We start from the raw sequence: 26,806 nt of genomic DNA on the forward strand, positions 1-26,806 counted from the left end.
CTGCCGCCGACCGGGCGGCGGCCCGCCACCGCCACGCGCGGAGCGCCCCCCGTGCCGTGGGCTGGCCCGGCGGCCTGCCGGGCCGGTGCCACTCCCGCCGGTCTCTCCCGCCGGTCTCTCCCGCCGGCCCGCATCCGCCCCACGGTTCGTGCCAGCAGGCACCCACCGGCCCGCTCGCGCCACCCGCACGTATCGACCGGCCCGTTCGCGTCGTCGAGCTGTCCACATTCCTCCGGAGCGCTCGATCAGCCCCGCCACAGGCGATAAGCTGGACCCCGGGGGGGCGCCCCCGGAGTCCATTGCGGATTCGAACTGCGGGCAGCGCCGCCAACGTCACCGGCCGCTGGTCGTCGCGCACTCGCTGCCCGTACGCCCACACCGCGGCACTCCGCCCGCGGCACCACCGGCCCGGCCAGCCGAGGTTCGCCGGTATTCCGGCCGGCGGTGGGTGCACCGCTCGCCCGCCGCGGCGCACTCTCCCCCAGCGTGTGCCAGCAGCGCTCACCGCCGCCTCCTCCGCTCCGCGTGAACATCGGCCCGCCGGCCTCGCCCGGCGGGCGGACGCTCCGCCATGGACTTCGTGCTAATGCACGGCGGTACCCAGTCGCCGGCGGGGTGGCAGCGGTCGGGTGACGCGCTGGACCGGCGGGGCGACCCGCTGCCACGCGGTGGGCCTCCCGGTCGACCGGCCGGACCTGGACCGCCGACGGCTACGCCGACATCGCCGCCGGCCAGGTCGCGGGGTCGAGCGGCCCGTGGTGGTGGCGCACTCGCTGGGCGGGCTGCTCCTCCCGGCCATCGCCCGCCGGCTGGGGTGCGCCCACCTCGTCTGGCTGGCGTCGCTGGTGCCCGACCCGCGCACCGGGCGCGCATCGCGGGACGAGGTCCGGGAACGTGGCGGGGAGTTCACCCCGAGTGGCACACCTGGCGGGAGCCGCTCACCGAGGGAGGTGCCGGCGATCTCGGCCTACTTCCTGTTCCACGCCGCCGACCTGGTCACCCTGCCCTGGGCGCTCAGCACCCTGCGGTGGTTCTGGCCGACCGCCGTGATCGAGGGTCCGGTCGACACCCCCCGCTCCGCGCCGCCTCGACCTACGTGCTGCCCCGCGTCCGGAGTGGATGCGCGCGGCGGCGAGGGAGCTGCGAGGAGTCGAGCCGATCGAGCCGCCCGGCGACCACTGCCCACACGTGTCCATCCCGGACACCGTGGCCGGCATCCTGTCCGACGTGGTCAGAGCTTCCGCAGCCGCACCCGGTTGATGGAGTGATCGGAGTCCTTGCGCAGCACCAGGGTCGCCCGCGGCCGGGTGGGCCGGATGTTCTCGATCAGGTTCGGCTCGTTGATCGTGCGCCAGAGGTGCCGCGCCTCGGCCCTGGCCTCGTCGTCCGGCAGCCCGGCGAAGTGGTGGAAGTGCGAGGCCGGGTCGGCGAACGCCGTGTGCCGCAGCTCGAGGAAGCGCTCGACGTACCACCGCTCGATGTCCTCGGTGTGCGCGTCCACGTAGATCGAGAAGTCGAACAGGTCCGACACGGTCAACCGCGGTCCGGGCTGCAGCACGTTCAGCCCCTCGACGATCAGGATGTCCGGCCGCTCCACCACGTGCTCGACGCCGGGCAGGATGTCGTAGGCCAGGTGCGAGTACACCGGCGCGCTCACCCGCTCCGCACCGGACTTCACCTCGGTGACGAACCGCAGCAGGGCCCGCCGGTCGTAGCTCTCCGGAAAGCCCTTCCGGTGCATGAGCCCGCGCCGCACCAGCTCGGCCCGCGGGTACAGGAAGCCGTCCGTGGTCACCAGGTCGACTCGGGGATGGTCGGGCCACCGGGCCAGCAGGGTGCGCAGGATCCGCGCGGTCGTCGACTTGCCGACCGCGACGCTGCCGGCGATGCCGATCACGAACGGCACCTTCGTGCCGCGGCAGTCCTCGCCGAGGAACGTGGTGGTGGCCTCGTACAGCCGCTGCCGCGCCGCCACCTGGAGGTTGATCAGCCGGGACAGCGGCAGGTAGACCTCCGCCACCTCCCGCAGGTCGACCTTCTCCCCCAGCCCGCGCAGCCGGAGCAGCTCGTCGGCGGTCAGCGGCAACGGCGTGAAGCTGCGCAGTTCCCGCCACTGGTCACGGTGTAGCTCGACATAGGGGCTCAGCTCACGGACCCGTGGCATCGCACACTCCTCGCCCGTCGGTGGGCCAGCGCCGTCTTCGTGTCACGCGGATCCAACGGTAGGGCCTACTCCCCGCGAACGGGCTGTGACGTTGTCCACGCCGGCGGGTGGTCGCACCGGTGGTCCGACGGCTACCGGGTACCCGCTCAGCCGCGGCCGAAGAACACTTCCTCCCAGGCGGCGCCGACCTGCCGGGCGCACGTCTCCGGCGCGACGCCGCCGACGCCGGTGCCGAGGCCGGGCATCGCGATCGTGTCCACCGCGCGCCGCACGTCCAGCCCCTCCTCCAGGCGACCGTCCCGCCACAGCTGGAACACCGCGCGCGCCGCGAGGTACGGGTGCACCGTGTCCTCGGGCAGCCGCTCGCCCGGCTCCCGCATGGTCGGCGCGCTGATCAACCACGCCGGCGCCGGCTCGCCGGTGGGCACCACGATCGCCTCGCCGATGGGCAGCTCACCGCCGTGGTAGGCGAGCACCGCGCTGCGCACGTTCTGCTCCACCTCGGGGAAGGCCCTGGCGTAGGTGGCGTCGATGCCGCCGCGCATCCAGCCGAAGGAGTTCGCCGGGCTGACCACCGCCTGGGCCGGCACGTCGAGGACGGACCCCTGGTGCACCCGCACCCGGCCTTCCATCGCCGTGGCCACCGACCGCCACGCCGTGGCGAGTGCCTCGTCGACGGCACAGAGCACCAACTCGGGAGTGCGGCGTGACACGTGGTCCCGATGGGTCATGTGCGTGCCAGATTCAGCCGTCACGGCTACCAGCATCGCAAAAAAAGCCACGGAAGGTAACCAGCTCGGCTACCGGCTATGCGAGTGAACCTGGGCACGCCCGGCGGCGCCGAGCAGGGCTTGCGTAGCCTGGCGCGATGTCCAGGATCGCCTACTTCGGCCCCCGGGGAACGTTCACCGAGCAGGCCGCGCGGCGGCTCGCCCCGGACGGTGCGCTGACCCCCGCGGAGACCATCCTCGCCGCGCTCGCGGCGGTGCGGGAGGGGGCGGCCGACGCCGCGTGCGTGCCGGTGGAGAACTCGGTGGAGGGGCCGGTCACCGCCACCCTCGACGGGCTGGCCGAAGGGCCGCCACTGGTCGCGGTGGCCGAGGAGCTGCTGCCGGTGCACTTCAGCGTGCTCGTCCGATCGGACCTCGCGGACACCGCCGAGATCCGCACGGTGGCCAGTCACCCGCACGCGTTGGCGCAGGTGCGGCAGTGGCTGGCGGCGCGGCTGCCGAACGCCCGGCACGTGGCCGCCTCGTCCACGGCCGCGGCGGCGGTGGCGGTGCAGCGCGGGGAGTACGACGCCGCGGTGACCGCCCCGGTGGCCGCGGAGCACTACCCGCTGCGCGAGCTGGCGACGGAGGTGGCCGACGTGCCGGACGCGCGGACCCGGTTCGTGCTGCTGCGCCCGCCGGGCGAGCTGCCCGCGCCCACCGGCGCGGACCGCACCTCCCTGGTCGCCGCGGCGGCCAACCGGACCGGTGCGCTCGCCGAGCTGCTCACCGAGCTGGCCGGCCGGGGGATCAACCTGACCCGGCTCGACGCCCGCCCGACCAAGGGCAACTTCGGCGAGTACCGGTTCTTCATCGACATCGAGGGCCACGTCGCCGAGCCACGCATCGGTGACGCGCTCGCCGCGCTGCGGCGGCGCTGCGACGTGCGGTTCCTCGGGTCGCACCCGAGGGCGGACGGCGTGCCAGCGACCATCCAACCCGGCGCCGAGAACGAGGCCTTCGAACGGGCCACGAATTGGGTTGCCGCCGTGCGCGCGGGCACGTTGGCCTGAGTGGTACGAGGACCACGCGCACGGCGTCCGTTTGGGTGGTGGTGGGAGACGGGCGGGCGGCTTGCCGCCGTGCGCGCGGGCACGTTGGCCTGAAGCTGCGAGTTCCACCTTCGGGACGGCGAGTTCCCACGTCAGGGGCGGCGGCCAGTCCGCAGGGTGTGCGCGCGAGGGCGTGCTGAGGTAGGCGTGGGTGACAGACGCGCCCGTTAGGGTGGGCGGCGGAACTGGGGTTGCACGGACGGTCGCCGGCGGACGACCCGCCGGTGACCGGCGCGCGGGAAGGCGAACGAGTGAGACTGCTGTTGATCCGGCACGGGCAGACCGAGTCCAATATCCGGGGTGCTCTGGACACCGCACTGCCCGGCCCGCCGCTGACCGACCTCGGCCACGACCAGGCCGCGGCGCTGGCCGACCAGCTGCGGGCCGAGCCGATCGTCGCCGTGTACGCGTCCGGTGCCGTTCGCGCGCAGCAGACCGCGGCGCCCCTCGCCGCGGCGCGCGACCTCGAGGTGCAGGTGATCGACGGCGTGCACGAGGTCTCCGTCGGCGAGCTCGAGGGCCGCACCGACCGCGCCGCCATCCAGACCTACCTGGACACCGTGGGGCCGTGGCTGCGCGGTGAGCTGGACGGCGCCATGCCAGGCGGCGGGGAGACCGGCGCGCAGGTCCGCCGGCGCTACCTCACCGCGGTCGCCGAGCTGCGCGCCAAGCACGAGGACACCCACCCGGACGGGGTGATCGCCCTGGTCAGTCACGGCGGCGTGATCCGGCTCGGCGCGGAGTGGCTCTCCGACAACGTCCGCCCGGAGATCGCCGACAAGGGCCTGCTCCCCAACACCGCCGTCGTCGAGCTGGAGACCCGCCCCGGCGGCGGGTGGCACTGCCTCACCTGGGCCGGCCTCGTCCTGACCTGAACCGGCCTGGACGAATCGGCCCCTCAGCGAAGGTGCGTGGTCGGCCAGGCCTCCATCCGGTACGCGCTGTCCCAGAACATCCACTCGTACTCCGTCGCGCGCACGAAGTGGCCCAGCATCCGCTCCCGGGTGGCGGGGTCCGCGCCGGCGGCCGCGGCGTCCACCGCGGCCTTCGCGGCATCGACCGATCGGGCGAACTCCTCGTCGGCGTAGGTGTCGATCCACGCCTGGTACGGGTTGGCAGAATCGCCACGGCCGCCGGAGCCACGACGCAGGATGCTGGTGCCGACGTGCTGGTACACCCAGAAGCACGGGAGCAGCGCCGCCACCAGCTCCGGGTAGCCCTCGGCCTGCGCCACGGCCAGGAGATACGACGTGTAGGCCAGGCACGTCGGCGAGGTCTCGATCGCCGCCAACCCGGCCTCGTCCAAGCCGAACTCGCGGAAGTAGCTCTCGTGCAGCGCCCGCTCGACCACCACGGCCTCGTGCGCGGCACCGGCGAAGAACGTCAGCCCGTCCGGCTCCGGCGCCCGCGCCGCGGCCACCGCCAGTGCCCTGCCGAAGCCGACCAGGTACCGCGCGTCCTGGGCCAGGTAGAACTGGAACCGGTCGCGGGAGAGCGTCCCCGCGGCCAGCTCCTCGTTGAACGGGTGCTCCAGCACGGCCCGTTGTAGCGTCCCGGTGTGCTGCCAAGCCTGCTCACAGAATCCCGTCATCGCTGCCGTCCTCTCCCGGTCCCGCACCTCGGCACCGGCCGCGACGGTACCGACGCAACCGTGCCCACGCCGCACACGTCCTCTTGGTAGTTCCCCGGCACAGGGAGGCGAACGAGCATGACGCGAGGACGAGTTGCACACCTGGCCCTGATCGCGACGGGAACGGCGCTGACCGCGGCCATCGCCGGCTGCGGTCAGGGTGGTCAGCCGGCCACCCCACCGACCACCACCGAGACGGTGACCACCACGGTCACCGAGACCGTCACCCAGGAGAAGTCCGTCCGCCCCACGGACGGCGAGCCGGCGCTGTGCACGGCGGGTGACGTCGCGCTGTCGCTCGGCCGTGGCAGCGCCGCCGCCGGCACCGCCTACCGGCCGTTGCAGTTCACCAACACCAGCGACCACTCGTGCGTGCTGCACGGCTACCCCGGCGTCTCCTACGTGACCGGCGACGACGGGCACCAGGTCGGCCCCGCCGCCTACCGCGACGGCGAGAAGGGCGCGCCCGTGGTGGTCGCGCCGGGCGAGAAGGCCCACGCCCCGCTCGGCTTCGTGCAGGTCCGCAACTACGACCCGGCGGTGTGCCGGCCGACGCCGGTCCGCGGGCTGCGGGTCTACCTGCCGCAGGAGACCGACGCCAAGTTCCTCGAGCACGAGGGCACCGGGTGCGCCAGCGACGAGATCCCCGGCCACCAGCTCGTGGTGCGCACGATCGAGAAGGGGCCGGGCGAGCCCTGACCCGGGACGGGTCAGACCTGGGTACACGCCCGCCGGGCCTGGCGCAGGTGCCAGCGGCCACCCGGGTCGGCCAGGTGCCGGCTGACCACCATCCGGCTGACACCGTCGATGTGGTCGGCAAGCGACTGGTAGCGGCCGTCGAGCTCGGCCGCGGCCGTGGCGAGCTCGCGGGCGGCGGCGATCCGCCGCCAGGTTCCCGGCGCCAGCGGCGGGTCCGGGTTCCCCCGCGTCGGCTCGGGCAGGTCGCCGGCCCGTTCCAACGCGGCGCATGCGGCCCTGGCATCGGCGGCGGGTCCGGAGACCCCGGACAGTGCCCACAGCAACCCGAGCACGCCGCTGCCGATCACGAACCCGGTGGTGGCGGCCAGCACCAGCGGCCCGCGTCTGCCGTCCGCAGCCTCGCTCATCGTCCGCTCCCCCGCTCCGAGTGTGATGTGCCCCACGACATCCCGCGATTGGAGCACTCCCGGCGCCCCGGGACCAGCGTCGACCGCACCCGACTGGCTGAACCGTGCCCTTCTCGCTACCGGCTGTTGTCCTTGCCGCGCACGGGTTCGAGCCGGTCGACGGTGCCGCGGTGCCCGCGCAGCAGCACGATCGCGGCCACCCCGATGAGCAGCTGCAGCCCGCCGGACACCACGAACGTCCCGCTGGGCCGGCCGAGCAGTTGGGTGAGCACGCCGCCGAGCAGCGCGCCGACCGGGATCGCGCCCCACACCAGCGTCCGCCACACGCCGAGCACCCTGCCGAGCAGCTCGCTCGGCACCACGGCGTGCCGCACCGTGCCGAGCACCACGTTCAGGGCGACCACACCGGCGGCGAACAGGCCGAACAACCCCGCCGACAGCACCACGCGGGTGCTCATCCCCATGCCGGTGAACGCGGCGCCGGCGAGCAACACCCCGCCGGCCAGCACGCCCAGCCGGCTGGTGTGGCGGACCAGCCGGGGCGCGACGGCGGCCCCGGCCAGCCCACCGATCCCGCCAACGAACGCGAACACCCCGAACGCGGCGTTGCTCAGCTCGAGGTCCTCCAGCGCGTAGAGCACCAGCTGCGCCTGCGCCAGCTCGCTGGTCAGGCTGACCAGCCCGGCGATGAGCACCAGCCGGAACACCACCGGGCTGTGCCGCACCCAGCGCAGCCCCTCGGCGAGCTGCCGCCGCACCGTGTCGTCCCGCTCCGGGTCGTCCCGCTCGGGAGCCTCTCGCCGGGGCCGGTAGCTGCCGGCGAGGCCGAGCAGCAGCGCCGCCGCGAGTGCGAAGGCCGCCGAGTTGAGCAGGAACGGGAACGCCGCGAACACCGCGAACGTGAGGCTGCCGATCGGGCCGCCGAGGAACGTCTGGCCGGCGATCTCGACGGCCTGCAGCTTGCTGTTCGCCCCCTCGAGGCCGCTCCGGTCGACCACCGACGGGACCAGCACGTTCGCCGCGCTGTCCGCCACGGTCTCCGCCGTGCCGATGAGCAGCGCGGCGGCGTACACCAGCCAGATCGTGGCGACGTCGAAGTACGCCAACGCGGCGACTCCGCCGACCACGACGGCCCGCGCGGTGTTGGCCGCGATCATCGCGATGCGCCGGTCCACCCGGTCCAGCAGCGCCCCGGTGAGCAGCGCGAACATCAGCCACGGCAGGAACTGCGTCGCCGAGAGCCCGGCGATCAGTACCGGGTCGCGGGTCAGGTCCGCGGCCAGCAGCGGGAACGCGACCTTGCCGATCCCGTCGCCGAGGTTCGACACGGTGCTCGAGGACAGCAACCAGGTGAGGCGGCGGTCCCTGGTCACGGCTCCCCGGATAGGTCGATCGACTCGCTCATGCATCCTCCCCCTGAGCACGCGTAGCGATCATTGAATGACAACGCGTTAGGCTACCGGAATTCGGCACAGGGGGAAGCGGTTCGTACCGGAAAGTAAGACTCACCGCCGAAGGGCTTCGCCAGTGGGGCATCCTCCAGCGCGGCGCGCCGTGCCGGTGAGGGTGACCGGGCCGGGTGGCCGCCGGTCTCGAGTGCCGCACCGGTCTTGAGTACCGCGCCGATCTCGAGTGCCGCGCCGATCTCGAGTGCCGCGCACCAACGGCCCGGGATCCGGCCGACCCTGGCGCCGCGGTCGCCAGGCGCGCGACCTGGTTCGCCGCCGTCGGCAGCACGCCGAGGGGAACACCGGCGCCGCCCGCCATCTGGCCGGCCTCCTGAGCGATCACCGCCACGACGACGAGCACGAACTCCCCGCACAGCTCCCGGAACGGATGCACCCGGCGCGACGAACAAACGCGCACGGCTCGACGAACCGCTGGGCGAACAAGGCTTGACGAACCCAGAAGCAGCGCCTACCGCAGAACCCGCCCTCCCATCGGGGGGCCGGCGCCCAGTTCCAGTCTATCGGTGCTGGGGCCTGGGGAAGGGCGTCGCGGAAAATGGGGACAACTTCGTGGTCCGGGGGCTCCGTTCGCGCTGGTTCGGCTCGTCCGGCCGGTTCGAATGGTCCCTTCGGCCCACCGCCGCGATTGGTTCGGTCGGGTCGGTGAGTTCGGCTACCGCGATTGACTGGGCCCGCTCCCTCCGACCGTTGCCAACACCTCGGCTGAACCACCCGGTGCGATCAATGCGACCGGCTCAACCGATGCGATCGGCTCAGCTGACCCGGCGGGCCCAACCGCCGCGATTGGTTCGGTCGGGTCGGTGAGTTCGGCTACCGCGATTGACTGGGCCCGCTCCCTCCGACCGTTGCCAACACCTCGGCTGAACCAGCCGGTTCGATCAATGCGACCGGCTCGACCGATGCGATCGGCTCAACTGGCCCGGCGCGCCCCGGCCCGTGCGATTGGTTCGGTCGAATCAGCCGGCTCGGCTACCGCGACTGGCTCGGCTGAGCCTGGCCGGCTCAATCGGCCCGCGCGGCGCCACCGCATCGGCTGGACCGGCCGGTGCGGTCGTTGCGATTCGTTCGGTCGGGTCGGTCAGTGCGGCCGGTGCGCCTGACTTGGTCGGGCCAGCCGATACGGCGGTGCGCCCGACTCAACCGGCCCGGCTGCCGCGACTGGCTCGGCTGGGCCGGTCGGTGCGTCTGGTGGGGTCGGGTCGGTCGGTTCAGCCCCAGCCGAGCTCGTGCAGCCGGGTGTCGTCGATGCCGAAGTGGTGCGCGATCTCGTGCACCACGGTGATCGCGACCTCGTCGACCACCTGCTCCTCGCTGTCGCACATCGCCAGGATCGGCTCCCGGTAGATGAAGATCTGGTCGGGCAGCACGCCGCCGTAGTCCGACATCCGCTCGGTGAGCGCGATGCCCGAGTAGAGCCCGAGGATGTCCGGCTCCTCGAAGTTGCGCTCCTCCACCAGCACCACGACGTTGTCCATGGCGGCGGCGAACTCGGCCGGCACCAGGTCCAGCGCCTCCGCGACCAGCTCCTCGAAGCGCTGCCGCGTCATCTCCACCGGCATCGCCGCTACCCGCCCGACCCGGACCGCTCCGCCGAGGTCGCGGCGTCGGTCGACGGGTCGGACGACTCCGACTCCGGCGCGCTCGACTCCGCCGACTCGGGCTGCTTCCGGATACTGCCGTGCACCACGGCCAGGCCGCTGTCGTCCGGCAGCGTCGCCCCCACCTTGCAGTTGACCTTGGTGGAGCCGGCGTCCCAGCTCTCCTGCTCGCGCACGTCCCAGCCGAGGATGAGCTCCTGCTCGGCCAGGTCCATGCCCCCGGAGTACTCCTCGACGGCCTCGTTGCACCGCAGGTCGAGCCAGGCCATCTGCTTGTCCTGCGACGGGTAGCCCTCGGTGAACTCCTCGGCGAGGTCGATCGTCGCCACGATCTCGTAGGAGTGCGGCCCCGCGCAGCTCACCGGATCGCCCACGGTCTTGCCGACCAGCGCCAGGCACGTCCCCGGCTCCCACACGTTCGACTGGTCCACCTCGGCGGCCGGCGCGTCCAGCGTTTGCAGCCCGCCGCCGGGGCCGGCCCACTGCAGCCCACAGCGGAGCTGCCGGTCGCCCTCGACCCACTCCTCCTCGGGCGGCCGGAGCACACCGAGCGTGAGCTTGCCGTACGGGTCGAGCGGCTTGCCCAGGTACGCCTCGCCGATCTCACCGCACCGCTCCTCGGCGATCTGCCGCCACAGCGTGAGGTCCGGCGACGGCACCCCCGGCGGGTACTGGTCGGAGATGTCCACCACACCGGTCACCTCGAACAGGTGCGGCTGGGTGCACGGCACCGTGCGGGCGTCGCCGGCGTCCGGCTGCGTCCAGGACAGGCAGCTGCCCGCGGGGGAGTGGAAGGCCACCCGCTTGGCCTCGGCCGCGGCGGCCGCCTTCTGCTCCTCCGGGCTGATGTGCCAGGAGAACGCCCAGCTCAACGCGAGCGCGCCCAGCGCGCCGACGGCCGCGCCGGCCATCAGCAGCTGGGTGCGCAACGTGCGGGCCGCGCGGGCGGAACGCCCCGCGACCACGGAGTCAATGGACATCTCCTCCATGATGCCTGCAGTTTGCGGTGTCCCGGAGCCGACCGGTCGATAGTGTGGGGCACAGCGTGCTGCCCAGCGGTACGGTGCCGGTACCAGCGGTACGGTGCCGGTAGATGCCAATCCGACCGAAAGCAAACTGTTCGGCCCATCAGCACGTCGCGAGTGCGGTCGGCTTGCTTTCGGTCTCCTTGGTCATGGAGTGCTGATGACGGACGACATGCCCCCTGGCGGGGAGCCGCGGTCGCGCGGCTCGATGCGGCACCAGGAGCCCGGCTCCACCACCCCGCGCCAGCCCACCGTGGCCGAACAGCGAGCCCGGCGCAAGGCGCTCGCCGAGGAACGCGACCGGGAGATCGCCCAGCAGGAGGCCGAGCGCAAGGCGGAGACCCGGCGCAAGGTGCTGATCGGCAGCGGCGTCACGGTCGGCCTGGTCGGCCTCGTCGCGGGCTGGTACCTGGTGGTGGCCCCGGAGGAGGTCACCGCGGTGTGCACCAACGCCGAGGGCATCGTCGCCCAGAACCCGGAGCACTGCGACGAGGAGTACGTCCGCAGCCACGGTGGCTACATCGGGCCCGGCGGCTTCTTGTTCCTGCCACTGCCCGGCGGCGGGATGGGCCAGTACCGCTACAACTACGGCGGCACGGGTGCTCCCGGCACGCGGGTCTCCGGCGGTACGTTCACCCGGCCGTCCAACGCCACGATCACCACCAAGACCGGCAAGACGATCCAGCGCGGCGGGTTCGGGATCAGCGGCAGCGGCAAGAGCGGGGGCTCCTGAGTTGCACCGGGAGTCCGGCAGCCCGCGCCGGGACTGGCAGCGGGTGGTCGAGGAACAGGGGTTGGTGTTCGGCACGCCCGCGCGTTACAGCAGCGGGCAGGCGCGGCCGTACTGGGACGAGTCGGTGCACTACGTGTTCGACATGGACGAGATCCTCTCCGTCGAGGCCGATGTCGAGCTGCTGCACTCGATGTGCCTGGACGCGGTGGACAACGTCGTGCTCACCGAGCGTTACGCCGACTTCGGCATCCCCGAGTGGGTGTGGCCACACATCGCCGAGTCGTGGCGGCGCCGGGACCCACACCTCTACGGCCGGTTCGACCTGCGCTACGACGGCAAGAGCCCGGCGAAGCTGCTGGAGTACAACGCGGACACGCCGACCTCGCTGCTCGAGGCCGCGGTCGTGCAGTGGCACTGGAAGACCGACGTGTTCGAGGTCGACGACCAGTGGAACTCGATCCACGAGCGGCTGGTGGAGCGGTGGGCGGAGATCGCCGGATCGCTGCCGTCGAACGAGTTGTACTTCACCTGGTCCTCGGCCGACCCCACCGGCGAGGACCACATCACCACCTCCTACCTCCAGGAGACCGCCGCCGAGGCCGGGCTGGACACGGTCGGGTTGGCGATCGAGGAGATCGGCTGGGACCCGCTGCTGAAGCGCTTCGTCGATCTCGAGGAGGCGCCGATGAACACGATCGTCAAGCTCTACCCGTGGGAGTGGGTGGTCGACGAGGAATTCGGCCGCCACGCCGTGGAGTCGTTGCCGCAGACGCTGTGGGTCGAGCCACTGTGGAAGATGCTGTTGTCCAACAAGGCGCTGCTGGCGATCCTCTGGGAGAACTACCCCGGCCACCCGAACCTGCTGCCCGCGTTCCTCGACGACCCGGGGCTGCTCACCGAGTACGTCCGCAAGCCGAAGCTCGGCAGGGAGGGCGCCAACGTGCGGATCGTGGCGCCCGGGTACGAGACCGAGACCGGTGGTGTCTACGGCGCCGAGGGGTTCGTGTACCAGGCGTTCGACCCGCTGCCGGAGTTCGACGGCTACCGGCCGGCGCTGGGCGCGTGGATCGTCGGGGACAACGCGGCCGGCCTCGGCATCCGGGAGACCGCGGGACTGGTGACCGACGACGGCGCGGCGTTCGTCCCCCACCGCATCCCCGAGTCGTGATAGAAGCTCACCGACCGGAAGAATCCACCCGCGACAATCCACGTCCACACCGGGAGTACCTGTGACGCTGCCCGCCTCGACGGCCCTCGCGCTGTCCGACACGTTCGGCACCGACCTCGTCCGCGGGATCGGCGCGATCCTGCTGTACGCGGTCGTCGGTCTGCTGCTGATGCTGCTCGGCTTCTACGCGATCGACTGGAGCACGCCCGGCAAGCTGTCCGAGCTCGTCCGGCGGGGCCTGCCCAACGCGGTGCTGGTCACCGCGTCCGGGCTGCTCTCGATGGCGTTCATCATCGTCGTCGCGATCTTCAACTCGGCCAGCGACCTGACCGAGGGCCTGATCACCTCGCTGGTCTACGGCCTGGTCGGGATCATCGCGCAGGTGGCCGCCGTGCGGCTGCTGGAGTGGTCGACCCGGATCGACGTGCGCTCGACGATCGAGGGCGAGAAGTTCGCCCCGGCGAGCCTCGTGGTGGCCGCCGCGCACCTCGCGCTCGGTCTCGTGGTCGCCGTCGCGATCTCCTGACCCCCCGTTGTAAGGGAACTGTGACCTCCGCTGTGACCTGTCCACCAGCAGCGCGCTGACCAGGAAAGACAGCACCCTTCGCGGTCGGTGACGCCTCGTCCCACCCATCCCGGGGGTCGGCTCGGCCCGTCTCCGGCACTACGGTTGCCGGTGTGCGCCTACTGAGGACACCCGAGGACCGATTCGAGGACCTGCCCGACTTCGACTACGAGCCGCACTACGTCGACATCCCCGATCCGGACGGCGGCCTGCTGCGGGTGGGCTACGTCGAGGCCGGCCCGGCCGACGGCCGGGCCGTGCTGCTGCTGCACGGCGAGCCGAGCTGGTCGTTCCTGTACCGCAAGCTGCTGCCGGTGCTCGCCGACGCCGGGCTGCGCGCCGTCGCGCCCGACCTGGTGGGCTTCGGCCGGTCGGACAAGCCAGCCGAGATGGCCGACCACACCTACGCCAAGCACGTCGAGTGGATGCGCCGGCTCGCCTTCGAGGCGCTGGACCTGCGTGAGGTCACCCTGGTCGGCCAGGACTGGGGCGGGCTGATCGGCCTGCGGCTGGTGGCCGAGCATCCCGGGCGGTTCGCCGGGGTGGTGGCCGCCAACACCGGGCTGCCCACCGGCGACCACGACATGCCCGAGGCGTGGTGGGCGTTCCGCGCCATGGTGGAGAGCACCCAGGTGTTCGAGGTGGGGCGGGCCGTGCAGTCCGGCTGCCGGACCGAGCTGACCGAGGAGGTCAGGACCGCCTACGACGCGCCGTTCCCCAACGAGATGTACAAGGCAGGGCCGAGGGCGATGCCGACGCTGGTGCCGACCCGACCGGACGACCCGGCGACCCCGGCCAACCGCGCCGCGTGGGCCAAGCTGTCCACCATGGACATTCCGTTCCTGTGCGCGTTCTCCGACGGCGACCCGATCACCGGCCCGGTCGGCCCGATGCTCCAGCGGGCGATGAAGGGCGCGACCGGCCGGGAGCACCCGACGATCACCGGTGCGGGGCACTTCCTGCAGGAGGACGCCGGCGAGGAGCTCGGCGAGGTGGTTGCCCGCTTCGCCCGCTCGTACTGAGCGGGCGAAGGCGGGCGAGGGCGAGCCGCGTCAGTCGTCCGTCTCGGCCAGCCGCTTGATCGTCGCCAGCCGCCGGTCCCACTCGGCGGCCAGGTCGGCCATCCACCGTGCCGTGGCGGTGAGCGCCCGGGCCCGCGGGGTGTAACGCACCTCGCGGCCGGCCCGCGTTGAGGACACGAGGCCGGCCTGCTCCAGCACGGCGAGGTGCTTGACCACCGCCTGCCGCGACACGGGCAGCTCGGCGGCCAGCGCGGTCGCCGACGCCGTGCCCCGCGCGGCCAGCACGTCCAGCAGCGCGCGCCGGGTGGGGTCGGCGAGCGCACCGAGCACGGCGTCGACACCGGTACCGGTCATTCCTCGACGGACTTCCTCAGCTCGCCCAGCACGGCGTCCCAGCCGCCGATGTTGTCCTCGGCGGCCTGCCGCCGCTCCTCGGCGGACCCGGGGAGCGCGGCGAAGCCGCTCTCCACCATGCGTAGCCGAGTGCCGGCGCCCTCCGGGATCAGGGTGAACTCGACGAGTGTCGAGTTGCCGTCGCCCGGCTCCGCGGAAGGGAACCGGTTCGCCCATCGGTACGCGAGGTAACGTCCCGGCTCGATCTTCTCGATCCGTTGCGGGACCGACTCGTGCCCGCGGTGCTCCCCCACGATGAGGGCGCCCTCGACGAGCTCGAACCCCGTGGGGTCGGCCTCGTCGAGCCAGAACTCCGGTGCGGTCAGCGCGGCCCACACACGCTCTGGGGGCGCCGAGATCACGATCTCCCGCTCGATCCGGTCCATGTCCACGGATGTTCTCCTCTCGCGATAGGCAACCAGAGAGTTGCATGGGTGGCGACGGGACTCATCCCGCGGCGGCCTCCACCCGCTGCCGCAGCGCGTCGAGCTGCTCGGTCCAGCCACGGGTGTTGTCGTCCAGCGCGCCGCGGCGGGACTCCGCGGGCAGGCCGGCGAAGCCACTCTCCACGACCGCCAGCCGGGTGCCGCCGGCCTCCTCGATCAGCGTGAACTCCACCAGCGTCGAGTTGCCCGCCGCGGGCTCCTGCCCGGCGAAGGCGCTGGCCCAGCGATAGGCGAGGTGGCGGGGTCGCTCGACCCGCTCCACCACGATCGGGAACTTGCCGTGCTCCGGGTTCTCGGCGACGAACCGCTCCCCCGGCCTCGGCTCGACGCCGACCCGGCTGCCGCCGGTGTCGGCCCACGCGAACTCGACGAGCTTCGTCCACACCCGCTCGGGCGGGGCGGCGATCAGGACGTCCCGCTCGATCCTGTCGATGTCCATTCGGATCTCCTCTCGATGTGCAACTACAGAGTTGCACATCTCTCCGGAATCGCGCAACCCGTAGGTTGCACCTGGGTGGCGACTAGGCTCCTCACCCGTGATTGACCCGAGGATCCTGCGCGAAGACCCGGACGCCGTGCGTGCCTCGCTGCACGCCCGCGGTGAGGACGAGGGCGTGGTCGACAAGCTGCTCGCCCTCGACACCCGCCGCCGGTCCGCGATCGCCGCCGCGGACGCGCTGCGGGCCGAGCAGAAGCAGCTCGGCAAGCGGATCGGCGGGGCGCGCGGCACCGACCGGGACGGGCTGCTGGCCACGGGCAAGGAGCTGGCCGCCAAGGTCAAGGAGGCCGAGGCCGAGCAGGCCGCGGCCTCGGCGGAGTTCGCCGAGCTGCACGCCGCGGTGCCCAACCTCGTGCACCCCGCCGCCCCCGCCGGCGGCGAGGACGACTACGTGGTGCTCAAGCACGTGGGCAGCCCGCGCGAGCTCGACTTCACCCCGCGCGACCACCTGGAGCTGGGCGAGGGGCTCGGCGCGCTGGACATGGAGCGCGGCGCCAAGGTCTCCGGCGCCCGGTTCTACTTCCTCACCGGTGTCGGCGCCCAGCTGCAGCTGGCGCTGCTGAACCTGGCCGCCGCGCAGGCGGTGGGCGCCGGGTTCCAGCTGATGATCCCGCCGGTGCTGGTCCGCCCGGAGATCATGGCCGGCACCGGGTTCCTCGGCGCGCACGCCGCGGAGGTCTACCGGCTCCGCGATGACGACCTGTACCTGGTCGGCACCTCCGAGGTGTCGCTGGCCGGCTACCACACCGACGAGATCATCGACCTGTCCGCCGGGCCCCGCCGGTACGCCGGCTGGTCGTCCTGCTTCCGGCGGGAGGCCGGGTCGTACGGCAAGGACACCCGCGGCATCATCCGGGTGCACCAGTTCGACAAGGTGGAGATGTTCACCTACTGCCGGCCGGAGGAGGCCGAGGCGGAGCACGACCGGCTGCTCGGCTGGGAGGAGGAGATGCTGGCCAAGATCGAGGTGCCGTACCGGGTGATCGACACGGCCGGCGGCGATCTCGGCAGCAGCGCGGCACGCAAGTACGACTGCGAGGCGTGGATCCCCACCCAGCGGGCGTACCGGGAGCTGACCTCCACGTCGAACTGCACCACGTTCCAGGCCCGCCGGCTCAACATTCGCTACCGCGACGAGAGCGGCCGGCCCCAGGTGGCGGCGACGCTCAACGGCACGCTCGCCACCACGAGGTGGATCGTGGCGATTTTGGAGAACCACCAGCTCGAGGACGGCTCGTTGCGGGTGCCCGAGGCGCTACGCCCCTATCTCGGCGGCCGGGAGGTCCTGGAGCCGGTCGGCCGGTGAGGCCAGCCGCACCGCGGCGTGCATCGTCACCTGGTTCGCGGTGAGCACCGGGATGCGCAGGCGTCGCCGCAGCGGCCCGACCAGGTCGAACGTCGGGACGTTGGTGCAGCTGACGAACAGCGCGTCGGCGGCGCGCAGGTCGAGGCTGGCGACCGCGTCGAGGACGTCGGCGTAGGTGGTCCGCCAGATGCCGCCCAGCCGGCCGAGGTCGACGCTCGCGCGGGTGGTCACCCCGTGTTCGGCGAGGAAGGCGTGCAGCAGTGCGGCCACCTCCGCGACGTACGGCGTCACCACCGCCAATCGGCGCACCCCGAGCTCCGCACATGCCCGGACCAGGGCGCCGGAGGTGGTGACCGCGGCCGGCGCGCCGGCCTCCCGCATGCCACGGACGAGCGCGGCCTCGCCGGCGGCGCCACCGGCGAAACTGCCCGAGGTGCACGCGTAGGCGACCACGCTCGGCCGCGGCACCAGGAGGTCACGGGTGGCGCGGCGCACGCCGTGCGGGTGGCCGAGCGCGGCGGCCAGCCGGACGGTGACCGGGTCGGGCAGGTAGGGCAGCCGGGTGAGGTGCAGGCTGACGTGGTCGGGCACCCAGCGCCAGAGCTCGCGGTCGAGGGCGAAGTCGAAGGGGGCGATCACGCCGATCCCGGTCTGCGCGGGCGGGGTGAGCGCCGGGAGGTCGGGAACCATGGGCGTGCCCCCCGTGTCGAACCGGCTGGTTGACGCACACGCTAGGTTGCGCGTGGCGCCAGCGGGCGGGTGTCGCGGAGGTTTTCCCGAGGGGTAACACGACGTAACGGCGCAGGTCGGCGGTGTTCATCGGCCCGAAACACCCGGGCTGGGACGGACACGGGGAGGGTGGACGTGCGGAAGCATCGTCTGGTGACGCTGGTGGCGCTCGTGGCGGTGCTGGCCGGGTGCGCCAGCACGGTGCCGGGGACGGCCGTGCTGCCGCCGAAGGCGCGGCCGGTGGAGCAGGCGCCGCGCAACGACCCGTGCCAGCTGCTCACGCCGGCCGAGGCGAAGGGGCTGGGCCTGGCGGAGCAGGGCACGTTCTCGCCGGGGAACGAGGCGCAGCTCATCCCGCCGATGTGCCAGTGGCGGCCGGCCGACCCGGAGGCGGACTTCGACCCGGTGGACGTCGGGATCAGCGAGGACATCGCCATCGAGGAGTACTTCGCCAGCAAGCCGCCGGTCGAGCAGCTCGAGCTTGGCGGGACCAGCTGGGGGCGGTACGAGAGCGTGTTCGGACCGACCATCTGCAACCTGGCGGTGAAGCGGGGGAGGCTGGCGTTCGTCGTCATCGCCGGCGGCAACACCAGCGACCCGACCAAGGCGTGCGACGTCCCGAAGGCGGTCGCCCCCCTGGTCGCCGCCCGCCTCTGACCCGCTGACCGGACCCGCTGCTCCGCGGGGCCGCGTCCGCCCGCCCCGGGCCGAACCGCTCCACCACCCCTGCTCTCGGGGCAACTCCACGCTGTTCCACCGCCGCTCCGAGCGGCGGGCGATTCCGGCCGGCGACCCTGCCCGAACGGCCCCGAAGCCAACCGGAACGCATCCGAAAGCCGCCCCCAAACGCTCGGAAAGCCGACCCGAAACGGCCCGAAAGCTCCCGAGAGTCGGCCGGAACGGCCCCGAAAACGATTCGGCCCGCCCCATAAGTAACCCCACCCGTTTCCCGGGGGGCCGTCCCAGGTCCATTCTATCGGTGGTCGGGGCGGCTGACGGGGGTCGCGGAAATCTGTGGACCACCAATGGGTGATGTGGACAACTCCGCCCGCGCCAGGGTCCGCTAGTCGTGCACCTGGTCGGCGACGTACCTGGCGATCTCCAGCGCGCTGGTCGCCGCCGGGGAGGGGGCGTTGAGCACGTGCACCTGGCCCGGGGCCGTCTCGATCAAAAAGTCGTCCACCAGCGACCCGTCCGGGCGCAGCGCCTGCGCCCGCACGCCCGACCCGTGCCGCACGATGTCGTCCGGGCCGATCGCCGGCACCAGCCGGGCCAGGCTGGCCGCGAACCGGCGCCGGGACAGCGACCGGCGCACCTCGGCCAGCCCGGTCGGGACCGCGTACCGCCGGGCCAGCCGCCACGTCCCCGGGAAGCGCACCACCTCCGCCACGTCCCGGGCCGACACGTCCGCCCACCGGTACCCCTCGCGGCGCAGCGCGAGCACCGCGTTCGGCCCGGCGTGCACGCTGCCGTCCAGCATCCGGGTCAGGTGCACCCCGAGGAACGGCAGCGCCGGGTCGGGCACCGGGTAGATCAGCCCGCGCACCAGGTGCCGCCGCTCCGGCCGCAGCTCGTAGTACTCCCCGCGGAACGGGACGATCCGCGCCCGCGGGACCAGCCCGGCCAGCCGCGCGATCCGGTCGGACTGCAGACCCGCGCAGTTCACCAACGCGTCCGCGCGCAGCACCTCGCCGCCGGTGGCCACCTCGACACCCCCGCGCGCCCCCGGCCGGATCCCGAGCGCCGGCGTCTTCAGCCGCAGGTCCGCGCCGGCCTCGGTGAGCAGCCGCACCAGCGCGCCGCACACCGCGGGGAAGTCGATGATCCCGGTCGTCTCCACCCGCAGCGCCCGCACGCACGCCACCTCGGGCTCGTACTCCCGCGCCTCGGCCGCGGTCACCAGCTTCGCCGGCACGCCGTTGGCCTCCGCCCGCCGGGCGAGCTCGCCCAGCGCGGGCAGCTCGGCCTCGCCCGTCGCGACGACCAGCTTCCCGCACACCTCCACCGGAACCCCGTGCGCGCGGGCGAACTCGACGATCGAGGCGTTGCCGGCCACCGCCATCCTGGCCTTCAACGACCCCGGCTTGTAGTACAGCCCCGCGTGGACGACGTTCGAGTTGTGCCCCGTCTGGTGGGCCGCCCAGCGGTCCTCCTTCTCCAGCACCGTCACCCGGCAGCCGCGCCCGGTCAGCTCCCTGGCCACGGCCAGCCCGACGATGCCCCCACCGATCACCACGACTCGACGCACGGCTGCACAGCCTAAGCGAGCACGCCGGGCCACCCGACCTCGGGAAATCTCCTGGGGACGCGGTCGCCCCGGCCGCGTACTCTCGCGCTTATGGCCGAGAGCCCCGCCGCCGAGTGGCGCGCACAAGTCGACGAGGTCACCGACGCCCTCGAGGCGTTGACGAGGACGCTGGACCACGAAGAGGACCTCGGCACGATCCTGCGCCAGGTGTGCGTGCAGATCACCGAGGCGCTGCCGGACGCCGACGTGGCCAGCATCACCGTGCGGCACGGGGACACCTACGAGACGGCGGCCAGCAGCAATCCGGTGGTCCTCGACATCGACGCCGCTCAGTACCGGGCCGGCCAGGGTCCGTGCCTGGAGGCCATCGCCACCGGCGAGGTGGTCCGGGTGGACGTGAGCACCGCGGTGGAGAAGTGGCCCGACTTCGCCAAGGCCGCCACGGAGGTGGGGATCCGCAGCTACCTCGCGGCGCCGCTCACCATCGACCCCGAGTTGGCCGGGGCGCTCAACCTCTTCGGCTACACCGACCACGGCTACCACGAGATCGACGCCAAGCTGCTCGAGCTCTACTCCACGGCCGTCGAGGCCGCCGTGCGCAGCATCCGCCGCTACCTCGCGGCGCGCGACCTCGCCCAGGAGCTCCGCACGGCGCTGGCCAGCCGCGCAGTGATCGATCAGGCGAAGGGCATGCTGATGGCCGCCCGGCACGTCTCCGCGGACGAGGCGTTCCAGTTGCTGGTCCGGCAGTCCCAGCAGCAGAACGTCAAGCTGCGCGAGCTGGCCGTACGGCTGGTCACCGAGTTGTCCCGACCCTGACCGCGCCCGGGACCCACCGGAGGCGAGGGTACGGGCCGCACGGGCGCCGAGGGCGCTCCAATACACTGCGACCCGACCCAAGGCAACGGGAGAGGTATGTCGAACAGCCCCGAGAACGTCATTCTCGGTCAGCCCACGGTCGGCGAGGAGGAGCTGGCCGCCGTCGCCGAGGTGTTCCGGTCCGGGTGGCTGGCCGGCGCGGGGCCCGCCTGCCGCCGGTTCGAGGAACGCTTCGCCGCCGCGGTGGGCACCGCGCACGCGCTGGCCACCAGCAACTGCGGCGCCGCCCTCTACCTGGGGTTGCGGGTCCTCGACGTGCGTCCCGGCGACGAGGTGGTCGTCGCCGACTACACCTTCCCGGCCACCGGTCACGCCGTGCTGCAGGCCGGCGCCACCCCCGTCTTCGCCGACATCCGGCCGGATATCTTCACCGCCGACCCCGCGGCCGTCGAGGCGGCGATCACCCCGCGCACGGTCGGCATCCTGGTGGTCGACACCTTCGGCCAGCCCGGCGACTACGACGAGTACCGCGTGATCGCCGACCGGCACGGGCTGTGGCTGTTCGAGGACGCCGCCTGCGCGGCGGGCGCCACCTACCGCACGCGGCCGGCCGGCAGCCTGGCCGACCTCGCCGCGTTCTCCTTCCACGGCCGCAAAGGCATCACCGCCGGCGAGGGCGGTGCGCTGGTGTCCGACCGGGAGGACCTGATCGCGCGCGCCCGGAAGCTGCACACCTACGGCATCGAGCCGGCGTTCAACCGCGAGGGCGGCGACGAGCTGCCGATCCCGACCTTCCACGAGGCCGGGTTCAACTTCCGGCTCTCCGACGTCCAGGCCGCGATCATGAACGTGCAGCTCGACCGGCTGCCGGACCTGCTCGCCGCGCGCCGCTCGGTGGCCAAGCGCTACTCGGCGGCCTTCACCGATCTCGACGGCGTCGAGGTGCCGGTGGAGCTGCCCGACCGCGAGCATCCGTGGCAGGCCTACGCCGTGCTGGTCGCCTCGGAGATCGGCCGGGACAGGGTCGCCACCCGGCTCCGCGCGCGGGGCATCGGCTGCAACTTCGGCACCTACGCCTCCCACCTCCAACCGGTGTACGGCGAGCAGCCGCCGCTGCCGGTGTCAGCCGACGTGTTCGCCCGCCAGCTGGCCCTGCCCATGCACGCCAACCTCACCGACGCGCAGGTCGACCGGGTCGTCACCGCCGTCCGTGAGGTCGTCACCGAGCTGTCCTGACCATCCGCGCCACCGCACCGATCCCAGCACCGCGAGGAGAGACGACGAACGTGTCCGAGAAGAAGGTCCTCTTCACCGGAGCCGCCGGGTTCATCGGCGGTCACGTGGTCCCGCTGCTACTCGACCGCGGGTACACCGTCCGGGCCTTCGACAACATGAGCCGCGGCGACCGCGACCGGATGGCCGAGTGGGTGGCGACCGGCAACGTCGAGCTCGTGGAGTCCGACGTCCGCTACGGCGGCGCGGTGCGCGAGGCGATGCGCGGCTGCACGCACGTGATCCACTTCGCCACGGTCTCGATCAACAAGTCGATCGCCGACCCGCACGAGTCGATCGACATCAACATGACCGGCAACCACAACGTCTTCGCCGCGGCCGCGGCCGAGGGTGTCGAGCGGCTGGTGTTCGCCTCCACCGCGTCGGTGTACGGCGACCCGGAGAAGCTGCCGATGCACGAGGACGACCGGCTCGACCCGCTCACCCCGTACTGCATCTCCAAGCGCGCCGGCGAGGATCTGCTCGGCTTCTACCAGCGGCAGAAGGGCCTGCCCTGGAACGCGCTGCGGTTCTTCAACGTGTACGGCCCCGGCCAGAAGATCGAGGCCTACTACACCTCGGTGATCAACCACTTCATCCAGCGGCTGCGGTCCGGCCAGCCTCCGGTCATCGACGGCAGGGGCGAGCAGTCGATGGACTTCGTGCACGTCACCGATTTGGCCAGGGCGGTGGTGCTGGCGCTGGAGTCGGAGCGGGCGAACCTGCCGATCAACATCGGCACCGGCGTCGACACCTCGGTCGCCGCGCTCGCCAAGATCCTCATCGACGCCGTCGGGGTGGACGTCGAGCCGGTGTTCAACGAGCGCGACGTGCTGGTCTCCCGGCGGGCCGCGGACATCACCAGGGCCAAGGAGGTCCTCGGCTGGGAGCCGACGATCACGGTCGAGCAGGGCATGCGCGACCTGGTCCGGGCCAGTGCCTGACACCGGTTCCGGCGGCGACATCGTGGTCGCGGCGGCGAAGGGGCGAGCGATGCGGATCGTCGTGGTCAACAACTTCTTCCCGCCGCGGGTGGGCGGCAGCGCGCACATGGCGGCGTCGCTGGCGCAGCAGTACGCCGCAGCCGGTCACGAGGTGCTGGCCGTGACGGCGGCCTACGGCGGCGCGCCGGCCGAGGAGGAGCGCGACGGTTACCGGGTGGTCCGGCTGCCGGCGACGAAGATGCCGCAGCTCGGGCTGTCCATCGACTTCGACATGACCTTCGCCGCGGTGCGGCCGGGCAACTGGCGGCGGCTGTTTCGGCTCCTGGACGAGTTCCGGCCGGACGCGATCCACCAGCACGGCCAGTTCTTCGACCTGACCTGGATGACCGGGTGGTACGCGCGCCGACGGAAGGTGCCGACCCTGCTCACCATCCACACGCTGCTGGTCAGCGAGAACAAGGTCTACGCCGCGGTGTTCCGGATGCTCGACGCGGTGCTGGTGCGGCCGATCCTGGGTCTGTTCCGGCCGAGGTTCGTCATCCTCGACAAGCTCGGCGTGGACTACTGCGTGCGGCGGTACGGCACCAGTGACGCCAACTCGCACTACTTCCCGATCGCGGTCGACGCCGCCCATTTCGACAAGCCGCTGACCAGGGACGTCCGCGCCGACCACGGCGTCGGTGACGCGCCGCTGATCGTCTCGCTCGGGCACGTGATCCCGCTGCGCGACCGGGTCCCGCTGGTCGAGGCGATGCCGGCGATCCTGGAGCGGTACCCGCGGACCAGGGTGCTCGTGGTCGGCGGGGTCTACCACGACGCGTTCCTGCGGCGGGCCGAGGAGCTCGGGGTGCGGGACGCGTTCGTGGTGACCGGCGCGGTGCCCAAGGACGACGTGCCGGCGTACTTCGCGGCGGCCGACATCGTGACCCACGACCTCAACGGCGGCTGCGGCACCGCGTCGCTGGAGGCGATGCTGTCCGGAACGGCCACGATCGCCTCGGTCGCCGAGGACAACTACCCCGGGGTCGAGCTGCGCAACGGCGAGAACGTCCTGCTGGTGCCGCCGGACGACGCCGCGGCCGTGGCCGACACGGTGATCGGCCTGCTCGACGACCCCGAGCGGCGGGAGCGGATCGCCAGGCGGCAGAGCGCCATGGTGCGCGCCCACTTCGGCCTCGACGTGGTCGCCGAGGAGCACCTGCGCACCCTGGAGAAGATGATCAGCGCGCGGAGCGGCTCCTGATGTCCCCCGACCTGTTCCTTGACGACGAGCGCAGCGACCGGCTGCGCCGGCAGATCCTGACCGACCTCGTCGGCCAGTACATGAACGACGTCGAGCGGGCGCGGCTCTACGGGTTGCCGGAGACCACCCGGATCCGGGAGCGGGCGAAGATCGTCAGTCCGGAGAACCTGACGTTGGGCGAGCACTGCTGGATCGGCGAGGGCGCCGTGCTCGACGCCAGCGGCGGGCTGGAGATCGGCGAGCACACCAGCATCGGGCTGAACACGCTGGTGTTCACCCATTCCAGCTGGCTGGCGAACATGGCGTTGGCAAACTACTCCGGCAGCGACCTGATCGAGCGCAAGCCGGTGAGGATCGGCAGGGGCTGCTTCGTCGGCGGGCTCGTGGTCGTCATGCCCGGGGTGACGATCGGCGACTTCGCGACCGTGCAGCCGAACTCGGTGGTGGCCAAGGACGTGCCGCCGCGGACGCTGGTGGCCGGCAACCCGGCGCGGGTGTTCCAGCGCTACGACGAGGAGTACATCGAGGCGGAGATCGCCAGGGTCCGCGCGGAGAACGAGCGACGCCGTGCGCTGGCCGCCGAACGCGGCGTCTCCTCCCCCGGTTGGGGCGCCCCGGCGGGCGACTTCACCGAGCAGGACGGCGAAGGCTCAGGACACTGAGGGCGGCCTCCCACGAGACCGCACCGGTGGGAGCACACCGAGGATGTACTGGGTGCCGAAGAACTCGCGGGCGAGGCTGCGGAACTGGCTGTGCCGCCACGCGGCGGACCCGTTGATCTCGGCGGGGGTCCACGCGGTGTCGGACGCGGTGGCGTAGTACCGCGCGAACGGGTGGCTGACCTTGACGTACCGGCGGGACACCGCCTCCAGCCTGGCCCTGTCGACCCTCGGAGGTCCACGCCCGCGGCCGGCCCTCCCGCTGGCCCAGCGCGCCTCGGTGAGCACGGCGACCACGCCACTGAGCCCGCGGACCAGCTCGGTGAGCACCAGCGGCCACGGTGTGGCCCGCCCACCCTGGCGCAGCACGGAGGTGGCCAGGTCGGGCGTGTGCTCGTGGTCGCGTGCGGGCAGCCCGGTCCGCTCAGCCTCTCAGCGCAGGGCGGCCAGCGCCGCCCGGTAGGCGTCCACGTCGAACTTCAGGTCCACATCGGATCCGTTGGATGTGGAATGTTCGGTGAGGACCGCGACCAGCTCGTCGACGACCTCGTCCCGGTCCCGGCCGCCGTCCCGCAGCCTCCTGGCCGCGGACCACACCTCCGCGGGCTCGCCGTCCCACAGCTGGTCGATCACCGCCGCCTTGAGCGCGAGGTACACCCGCGCGTCGTCGTCGGTCGGCGAGTCCTCGGCGAGGGCGTCGTGGTACTCCGGGTGCTCGCCCACCACCAGCAGCTGCCGCTGCTCGGGGTCGGTGGGGTCCAGCGCCAGCTCGCTGTCGCCGAGCTCGACGACGATGTCGGGAACGGCGAACATCCGCCGGTCGAGCAGCTCCGCCAGCTCGTCGCCGTCCGCGACCGGCTCGTCGGCGTCCAGGTAGACCTCGACCGGGTCGGCGCCGTGACACGTCTCCTCGACCGTCTCGGCCAGCTCGTCCACGGCGAGCTGGGGCAGCCCCTGGCGTCGCGCGCCCCAGCGCACCCAGGAGTGCGTCACCAGCGGGAGCACCTCCTCCTCGGCGGCGGACAGCTCCACCTCGCCCGGCAGCCAGTCGAGCAGGAACCGCCGCACCCGCTCCGGGCTCACCCGCAACGGCCGGCGTGGCTCGGTCTCCTCCCCGAACCGCACCAGCAGCCGCGCGCAGTACCTGGCCTCGGGCCCGTCCGGCACGTCAGCGGTCGAACGCAGCAGCTCCTCGACCACCGCCTCGGGATCACCGATCGGCTCGGCCTCCGCCACGGGCTCCGGCTCGGGCAGCACCCGGCAGCGGGCCACCGCGATCGCCCGAAACCGGACGAACTCCTCGGTGACCGCCGGCTCCGGCAGCTCGTCCATCGTGGCCAGCCCTTCGGCCAGCAGCCGGTGCAGCCGCGCGGGCGGGATCGGCGCCATCCGCAGCAGACCGGCGCTCTCGGCGGCCTGCTCGCGCATACCGGCGAGCAAATCGTCCGGGTTGTCCACGACGGTGACGTCCGGCAACTGGCCGTCGTCGAGCTGCACCAGGGCGAACACGCCGTGCCGCCGGTCGCCGTAGCCGAAGACGCCCAGCACGGAGGCCGAGTCGCCGTAGACGTCGGCCAGCTCCCAGCACTCCTCGATGCTGACCGCGCCGAGCCGGTCGGCCCACCCCGGCTCCGGGATCCCCTTGCGCAGCACCGCCCGCAGCGCGTCGGCGGCGTGCTCGCGCAGCGCGTCGTCCTCGGCCATCGCGTGCAGCGCGGTGAGCAGCGCCGCCGCGCCCGGGTTCGCCTTCCGCCTGGCGGCTTCCACCAGCTGGTCGATGACCTCGGCGAAGTCCTCGTCGGCCCAGGCCTCGCCGAGGATCTCCGCGGTGAGCACCTCGACGTGCAGCGGGTCGGGGTCGGGGCCGAGGGTGCCGAAGTCCCGCAGTGCGCTCTTGACGAACTGGTTCCGACCGGACGGCTCCGGCGCACGCTCACCGCTCATGC

28 protein-coding genes are annotated in these 26,806 nt (G+C 72.6%); 14 read left to right on the plus strand and 14 right to left on the minus strand.

From position 1 onward, the window contains the following. Positions 1-1,231: 1,231 nt before the first annotated feature. Positions 1,232-2,164 carry a type I pantothenate kinase gene (coaA, locus tag BM051_RS20505; RefSeq protein ID WP_092532786.1) on the minus strand — a complete coding sequence of 311 codons (933 nt, stop codon included), beginning with the start codon at positions 2,162-2,164 and terminating at the stop codon, positions 1,232-1,234. A gap of 146 nt (positions 2,165-2,310) precedes the next feature. Next, positions 2,311-2,919, minus strand: a complete 609-nt coding sequence (locus tag BM051_RS20510) for a macro domain-containing protein (RefSeq protein ID WP_092533062.1) — start codon at positions 2,917-2,919, stop codon at positions 2,311-2,313. A gap of 113 nt (positions 2,920-3,032) precedes the next feature. Between BM051_RS20510 and pheA the strand changes: the two genes are divergently transcribed. Next, a complete protein-coding gene (gene pheA / locus BM051_RS20515; RefSeq protein WP_092532789.1) occupies positions 3,033-3,947 on the plus strand; it encodes a prephenate dehydratase in 915 nt (304 codons plus the stop codon). A 290-nt stretch (positions 3,948-4,237) separates the two neighbouring features. Next, positions 4,238-4,861 carry a histidine phosphatase family protein gene (locus BM051_RS20520; RefSeq protein ID WP_092533065.1) on the plus strand — a complete coding sequence of 208 codons (624 nt, stop codon included), beginning with the start codon at positions 4,238-4,240 and terminating at the stop codon, positions 4,859-4,861. A gap of 23 nt (positions 4,862-4,884) precedes the next feature. On the opposite strand, the gene tenA is transcribed toward BM051_RS20520, so the two are convergent. Beyond that, positions 4,885-5,577, minus strand: coding sequence for a thiaminase II (gene tenA, locus BM051_RS20525; RefSeq protein ID WP_092532792.1), 693 nt, complete (start codon positions 5,575-5,577; stop codon positions 4,885-4,887). 117 nt (positions 5,578-5,694) lie between these two features. Here tenA and BM051_RS20530 point away from each other — a divergent pair, with 117 nt between their 5' ends. Then, positions 5,695-6,315, plus strand: coding sequence for a DUF4232 domain-containing protein (locus tag BM051_RS20530; protein ID WP_092532795.1), 621 nt, complete (start codon positions 5,695-5,697; stop codon positions 6,313-6,315). Between the two features lie 11 nt (positions 6,316-6,326). Here the strand turns inward: BM051_RS20530 and BM051_RS20535 are convergent, their stop codons facing one another. From BM051_RS20535 to BM051_RS20550, 4 genes are all read right to left on the minus strand, one after another. Then, the gene (locus tag BM051_RS20535; RefSeq protein ID WP_092532798.1) at positions 6,327-6,722 is read right to left on the minus strand and encodes a hypothetical protein; all 396 of its coding nucleotides are present in this window, start codon (positions 6,720-6,722) and stop codon (positions 6,327-6,329) included. Positions 6,723-6,838: 116 nt separating this feature from the next. Beyond that, complete coding sequence (locus BM051_RS20540; RefSeq protein WP_092532801.1) at positions 6,839-8,131, minus strand: MFS transporter; 1,293 nt, start codon at positions 8,129-8,131, stop codon at positions 6,839-6,841. Positions 8,132-9,399: 1,268 nt separating this feature from the next. Beyond that, positions 9,400-9,750, minus strand: a complete 351-nt coding sequence (locus BM051_RS20545) for a metallopeptidase family protein (RefSeq protein WP_092532804.1) — start codon at positions 9,748-9,750, stop codon at positions 9,400-9,402. A gap of 5 nt (positions 9,751-9,755) precedes the next feature. Continuing rightward, on the minus strand, positions 9,756-10,769 hold the full coding sequence (locus tag BM051_RS20550) for a septum formation family protein (protein ID WP_092532807.1): 1,014 nt from the start codon (positions 10,767-10,769) through the stop codon (positions 9,756-9,758). A 205-nt stretch (positions 10,770-10,974) separates the two neighbouring features. Between BM051_RS20550 and BM051_RS20555 the strand changes: the two genes are divergently transcribed. The 4 genes from BM051_RS20555 (at position 10,975) to BM051_RS20570 (ending at position 14,302) form a co-directional block, all read left to right on the plus strand. Continuing rightward, on the plus strand, positions 10,975-11,547 hold the full coding sequence (locus BM051_RS20555; protein WP_092532810.1) for a hypothetical protein: 573 nt from the start codon (positions 10,975-10,977) through the stop codon (positions 11,545-11,547). Between the two features lies 1 nt (position 11,548). After that, the gene (locus BM051_RS20560; RefSeq protein ID WP_092532813.1) at positions 11,549-12,715 is read left to right on the plus strand and encodes a glutathionylspermidine synthase family protein; all 1,167 of its coding nucleotides are present in this window, start codon (positions 11,549-11,551) and stop codon (positions 12,713-12,715) included. A 67-nt stretch (positions 12,716-12,782) separates the two neighbouring features. Beyond that, positions 12,783-13,241, plus strand: a complete 459-nt coding sequence (locus tag BM051_RS20565; RefSeq protein ID WP_092533068.1) for a DUF350 domain-containing protein — start codon at positions 12,783-12,785, stop codon at positions 13,239-13,241. A gap of 152 nt (positions 13,242-13,393) precedes the next feature. Beyond that, positions 13,394-14,302 (plus strand): haloalkane dehalogenase, encoded by a 909-nt coding sequence (locus BM051_RS20570; protein ID WP_092532816.1) that lies wholly within the window; start codon positions 13,394-13,396, stop codon positions 14,300-14,302. A 30-nt stretch (positions 14,303-14,332) separates the two neighbouring features. On the opposite strand, the gene BM051_RS20575 is transcribed toward BM051_RS20570, so the two are convergent. From BM051_RS20575 to BM051_RS20585, 3 genes are all read right to left on the minus strand, one after another. Continuing rightward, entirely contained in the window at positions 14,333-14,656 is a 324-nt protein-coding gene (locus BM051_RS20575; protein ID WP_092532818.1) for an ArsR/SmtB family transcription factor, read from the minus strand. Then, positions 14,653-15,081: an SRPBCC domain-containing protein gene (locus tag BM051_RS20580; RefSeq protein ID WP_243859676.1), complete on the minus strand. Its 429-nt coding sequence runs from the start codon at positions 15,079-15,081 to the stop codon at positions 14,653-14,655. Before BM051_RS20580 ends, BM051_RS20575 begins: the two co-directional genes overlap by 4 nt. A gap of 61 nt (positions 15,082-15,142) precedes the next feature. Then, the gene (locus BM051_RS20585) at positions 15,143-15,580 is read right to left on the minus strand and encodes an SRPBCC domain-containing protein (protein WP_092532824.1); all 438 of its coding nucleotides are present in this window, start codon (positions 15,578-15,580) and stop codon (positions 15,143-15,145) included. 97 nt (positions 15,581-15,677) lie between these two features. Here BM051_RS20585 and serS point away from each other — a divergent pair, with 97 nt between their 5' ends. Further along, positions 15,678-16,946: a serine--tRNA ligase gene (gene serS / locus BM051_RS20590; RefSeq protein WP_092532827.1), complete on the plus strand. Its 1,269-nt coding sequence runs from the start codon at positions 15,678-15,680 to the stop codon at positions 16,944-16,946. Here the strand turns inward: serS and BM051_RS20595 are convergent. Further along, positions 16,896-17,636, minus strand: a complete 741-nt coding sequence (locus BM051_RS20595; RefSeq protein ID WP_092532830.1) for a maleate cis-trans isomerase family protein — start codon at positions 17,634-17,636, stop codon at positions 16,896-16,898. The genes serS and BM051_RS20595 overlap by 51 nt on opposite strands. A 174-nt stretch (positions 17,637-17,810) precedes the next feature. On the opposite strand from BM051_RS20595, the gene BM051_RS20600 reads away from it, so the two are divergent. Next, positions 17,811-18,332, plus strand: a complete 522-nt coding sequence (locus BM051_RS20600) for a DUF3558 family protein (RefSeq protein WP_166677783.1) — start codon at positions 17,811-17,813, stop codon at positions 18,330-18,332. Between the two features lie 406 nt (positions 18,333-18,738). On the opposite strand, the gene lhgO is transcribed toward BM051_RS20600, so the two are convergent. Next, positions 18,739-19,923 carry an L-2-hydroxyglutarate oxidase gene (gene lhgO / locus BM051_RS20605; RefSeq protein ID WP_092532836.1) on the minus strand — a complete coding sequence of 395 codons (1,185 nt, stop codon included), beginning with the start codon at positions 19,921-19,923 and terminating at the stop codon, positions 18,739-18,741. A 90-nt stretch (positions 19,924-20,013) separates the two neighbouring features. Between lhgO and BM051_RS20610 the strand changes: the two genes are divergently transcribed. The 5 genes from BM051_RS20610 to BM051_RS20630 all read left to right on the plus strand — a co-directional run bounded on the left by BM051_RS20610 (position 20,014) and on the right by BM051_RS20630 (position 24,863). Next, positions 20,014-20,742, plus strand: a complete 729-nt coding sequence (locus BM051_RS20610; protein ID WP_092532839.1) for a GAF and ANTAR domain-containing protein — start codon at positions 20,014-20,016, stop codon at positions 20,740-20,742. 96 nt (positions 20,743-20,838) lie between these two features. Continuing rightward, a complete protein-coding gene (locus BM051_RS20615; RefSeq protein WP_092532842.1) occupies positions 20,839-21,978 on the plus strand; it encodes a DegT/DnrJ/EryC1/StrS family aminotransferase in 1,140 nt (379 codons plus the stop codon). Between the two features lie 50 nt (positions 21,979-22,028). After that, a complete protein-coding gene (locus tag BM051_RS20620) occupies positions 22,029-22,958 on the plus strand; it encodes an NAD-dependent epimerase/dehydratase family protein (protein WP_092532845.1) in 930 nt (309 codons plus the stop codon). Positions 22,959-23,007: 49 nt separating this feature from the next. Continuing rightward, positions 23,008-24,201, plus strand: a complete 1,194-nt coding sequence (locus BM051_RS20625) for a glycosyltransferase family 4 protein (protein WP_092533071.1) — start codon at positions 23,008-23,010, stop codon at positions 24,199-24,201. Positions 24,202-24,212: 11 nt separating this feature from the next. Further along, positions 24,213-24,863 (plus strand): acyltransferase, encoded by a 651-nt coding sequence (locus BM051_RS20630; protein WP_092533074.1) that lies wholly within the window; start codon positions 24,213-24,215, stop codon positions 24,861-24,863. On the opposite strand, the gene BM051_RS20635 is transcribed toward BM051_RS20630, so the two are convergent. Together BM051_RS20635 and BM051_RS20640 are read right to left on the minus strand one after the other, a co-directional pair. Then, a complete protein-coding gene (locus BM051_RS20635; RefSeq protein WP_134046264.1) occupies positions 24,852-25,190 on the minus strand; it encodes a hypothetical protein in 339 nt (112 codons plus the stop codon). The genes BM051_RS20630 and BM051_RS20635 overlap by 12 nt on opposite strands. Before the next feature lie 102 nt (positions 25,191-25,292). After that, positions 25,293-26,804, minus strand: coding sequence for a hypothetical protein (locus BM051_RS20640; protein WP_092532851.1), 1,512 nt, complete (start codon positions 26,802-26,804; stop codon positions 25,293-25,295). Between the last annotated feature and the right edge of the window lie 2 nt (positions 26,805-26,806).

The organism is Amycolatopsis arida (genome assembly GCF_900115565.1).
GTDB lineage: Bacteria > Actinomycetota > Actinomycetes > Mycobacteriales > Pseudonocardiaceae > Yuhushiella > Yuhushiella arida.

Coding starts and splice junctions, on each gene's coding strand:
- BM051_RS20535 (WP_092532798.1), bottom strand. CDS start 6,722: ATGAGCGAGGCTGCGGACGGCAGACGCGGGCCGCTGGTGCTGGCCGCC.
- BM051_RS20610 (WP_092532839.1), top strand. CDS start 20,014: ATGGCCGAGAGCCCCGCCGCCGAGTGGCGCGCACAAGTCGACGAGGTC.
- BM051_RS20580 (WP_243859676.1), bottom strand. CDS start 15,081: ATGGACCGGATCGAGCGGGAGATCGTGATCTCGGCGCCCCCAGAGCGT.
- BM051_RS20625 (WP_092533071.1), top strand. CDS start 23,008: ATGCGGATCGTCGTGGTCAACAACTTCTTCCCGCCGCGGGTGGGCGGC.
- BM051_RS20615 (WP_092532842.1), top strand. CDS start 20,839: ATGTCGAACAGCCCCGAGAACGTCATTCTCGGTCAGCCCACGGTCGGC.
- BM051_RS20545 (WP_092532804.1), bottom strand. CDS start 9,750: ATGCCGGTGGAGATGACGCGGCAGCGCTTCGAGGAGCTGGTCGCGGAG.
- BM051_RS20555 (WP_092532810.1), top strand. CDS start 10,975: ATGACGGACGACATGCCCCCTGGCGGGGAGCCGCGGTCGCGCGGCTCG.
- BM051_RS20640 (WP_092532851.1), bottom strand. CDS start 26,804: ATGAGCGGTGAGCGTGCGCCGGAGCCGTCCGGTCGGAACCAGTTCGTC.
- BM051_RS20575 (WP_092532818.1), bottom strand. CDS start 14,656: ATGACCGGTACCGGTGTCGACGCCGTGCTCGGTGCGCTCGCCGACCCC.
- BM051_RS20530 (WP_092532795.1), top strand. CDS start 5,695: ATGACGCGAGGACGAGTTGCACACCTGGCCCTGATCGCGACGGGAACG.
- BM051_RS20550 (WP_092532807.1), bottom strand. CDS start 10,769: ATGTCCATTGACTCCGTGGTCGCGGGGCGTTCCGCCCGCGCGGCCCGC.
- BM051_RS20540 (WP_092532801.1), bottom strand. CDS start 8,131: ATGCATGAGCGAGTCGATCGACCTATCCGGGGAGCCGTGACCAGGGAC.
- coaA (WP_092532786.1), bottom strand. CDS start 2,164: ATGCCACGGGTCCGTGAGCTGAGCCCCTATGTCGAGCTACACCGTGAC.
- pheA (WP_092532789.1), top strand. CDS start 3,033: ATGTCCAGGATCGCCTACTTCGGCCCCCGGGGAACGTTCACCGAGCAG.
- BM051_RS20595 (WP_092532830.1), bottom strand. CDS start 17,636: ATGGTTCCCGACCTCCCGGCGCTCACCCCGCCCGCGCAGACCGGGATC.
- tenA (WP_092532792.1), bottom strand. CDS start 5,577: ATGACGGGATTCTGTGAGCAGGCTTGGCAGCACACCGGGACGCTACAA.
- BM051_RS20585 (WP_092532824.1), bottom strand. CDS start 15,580: ATGGACATCGACAGGATCGAGCGGGACGTCCTGATCGCCGCCCCGCCC.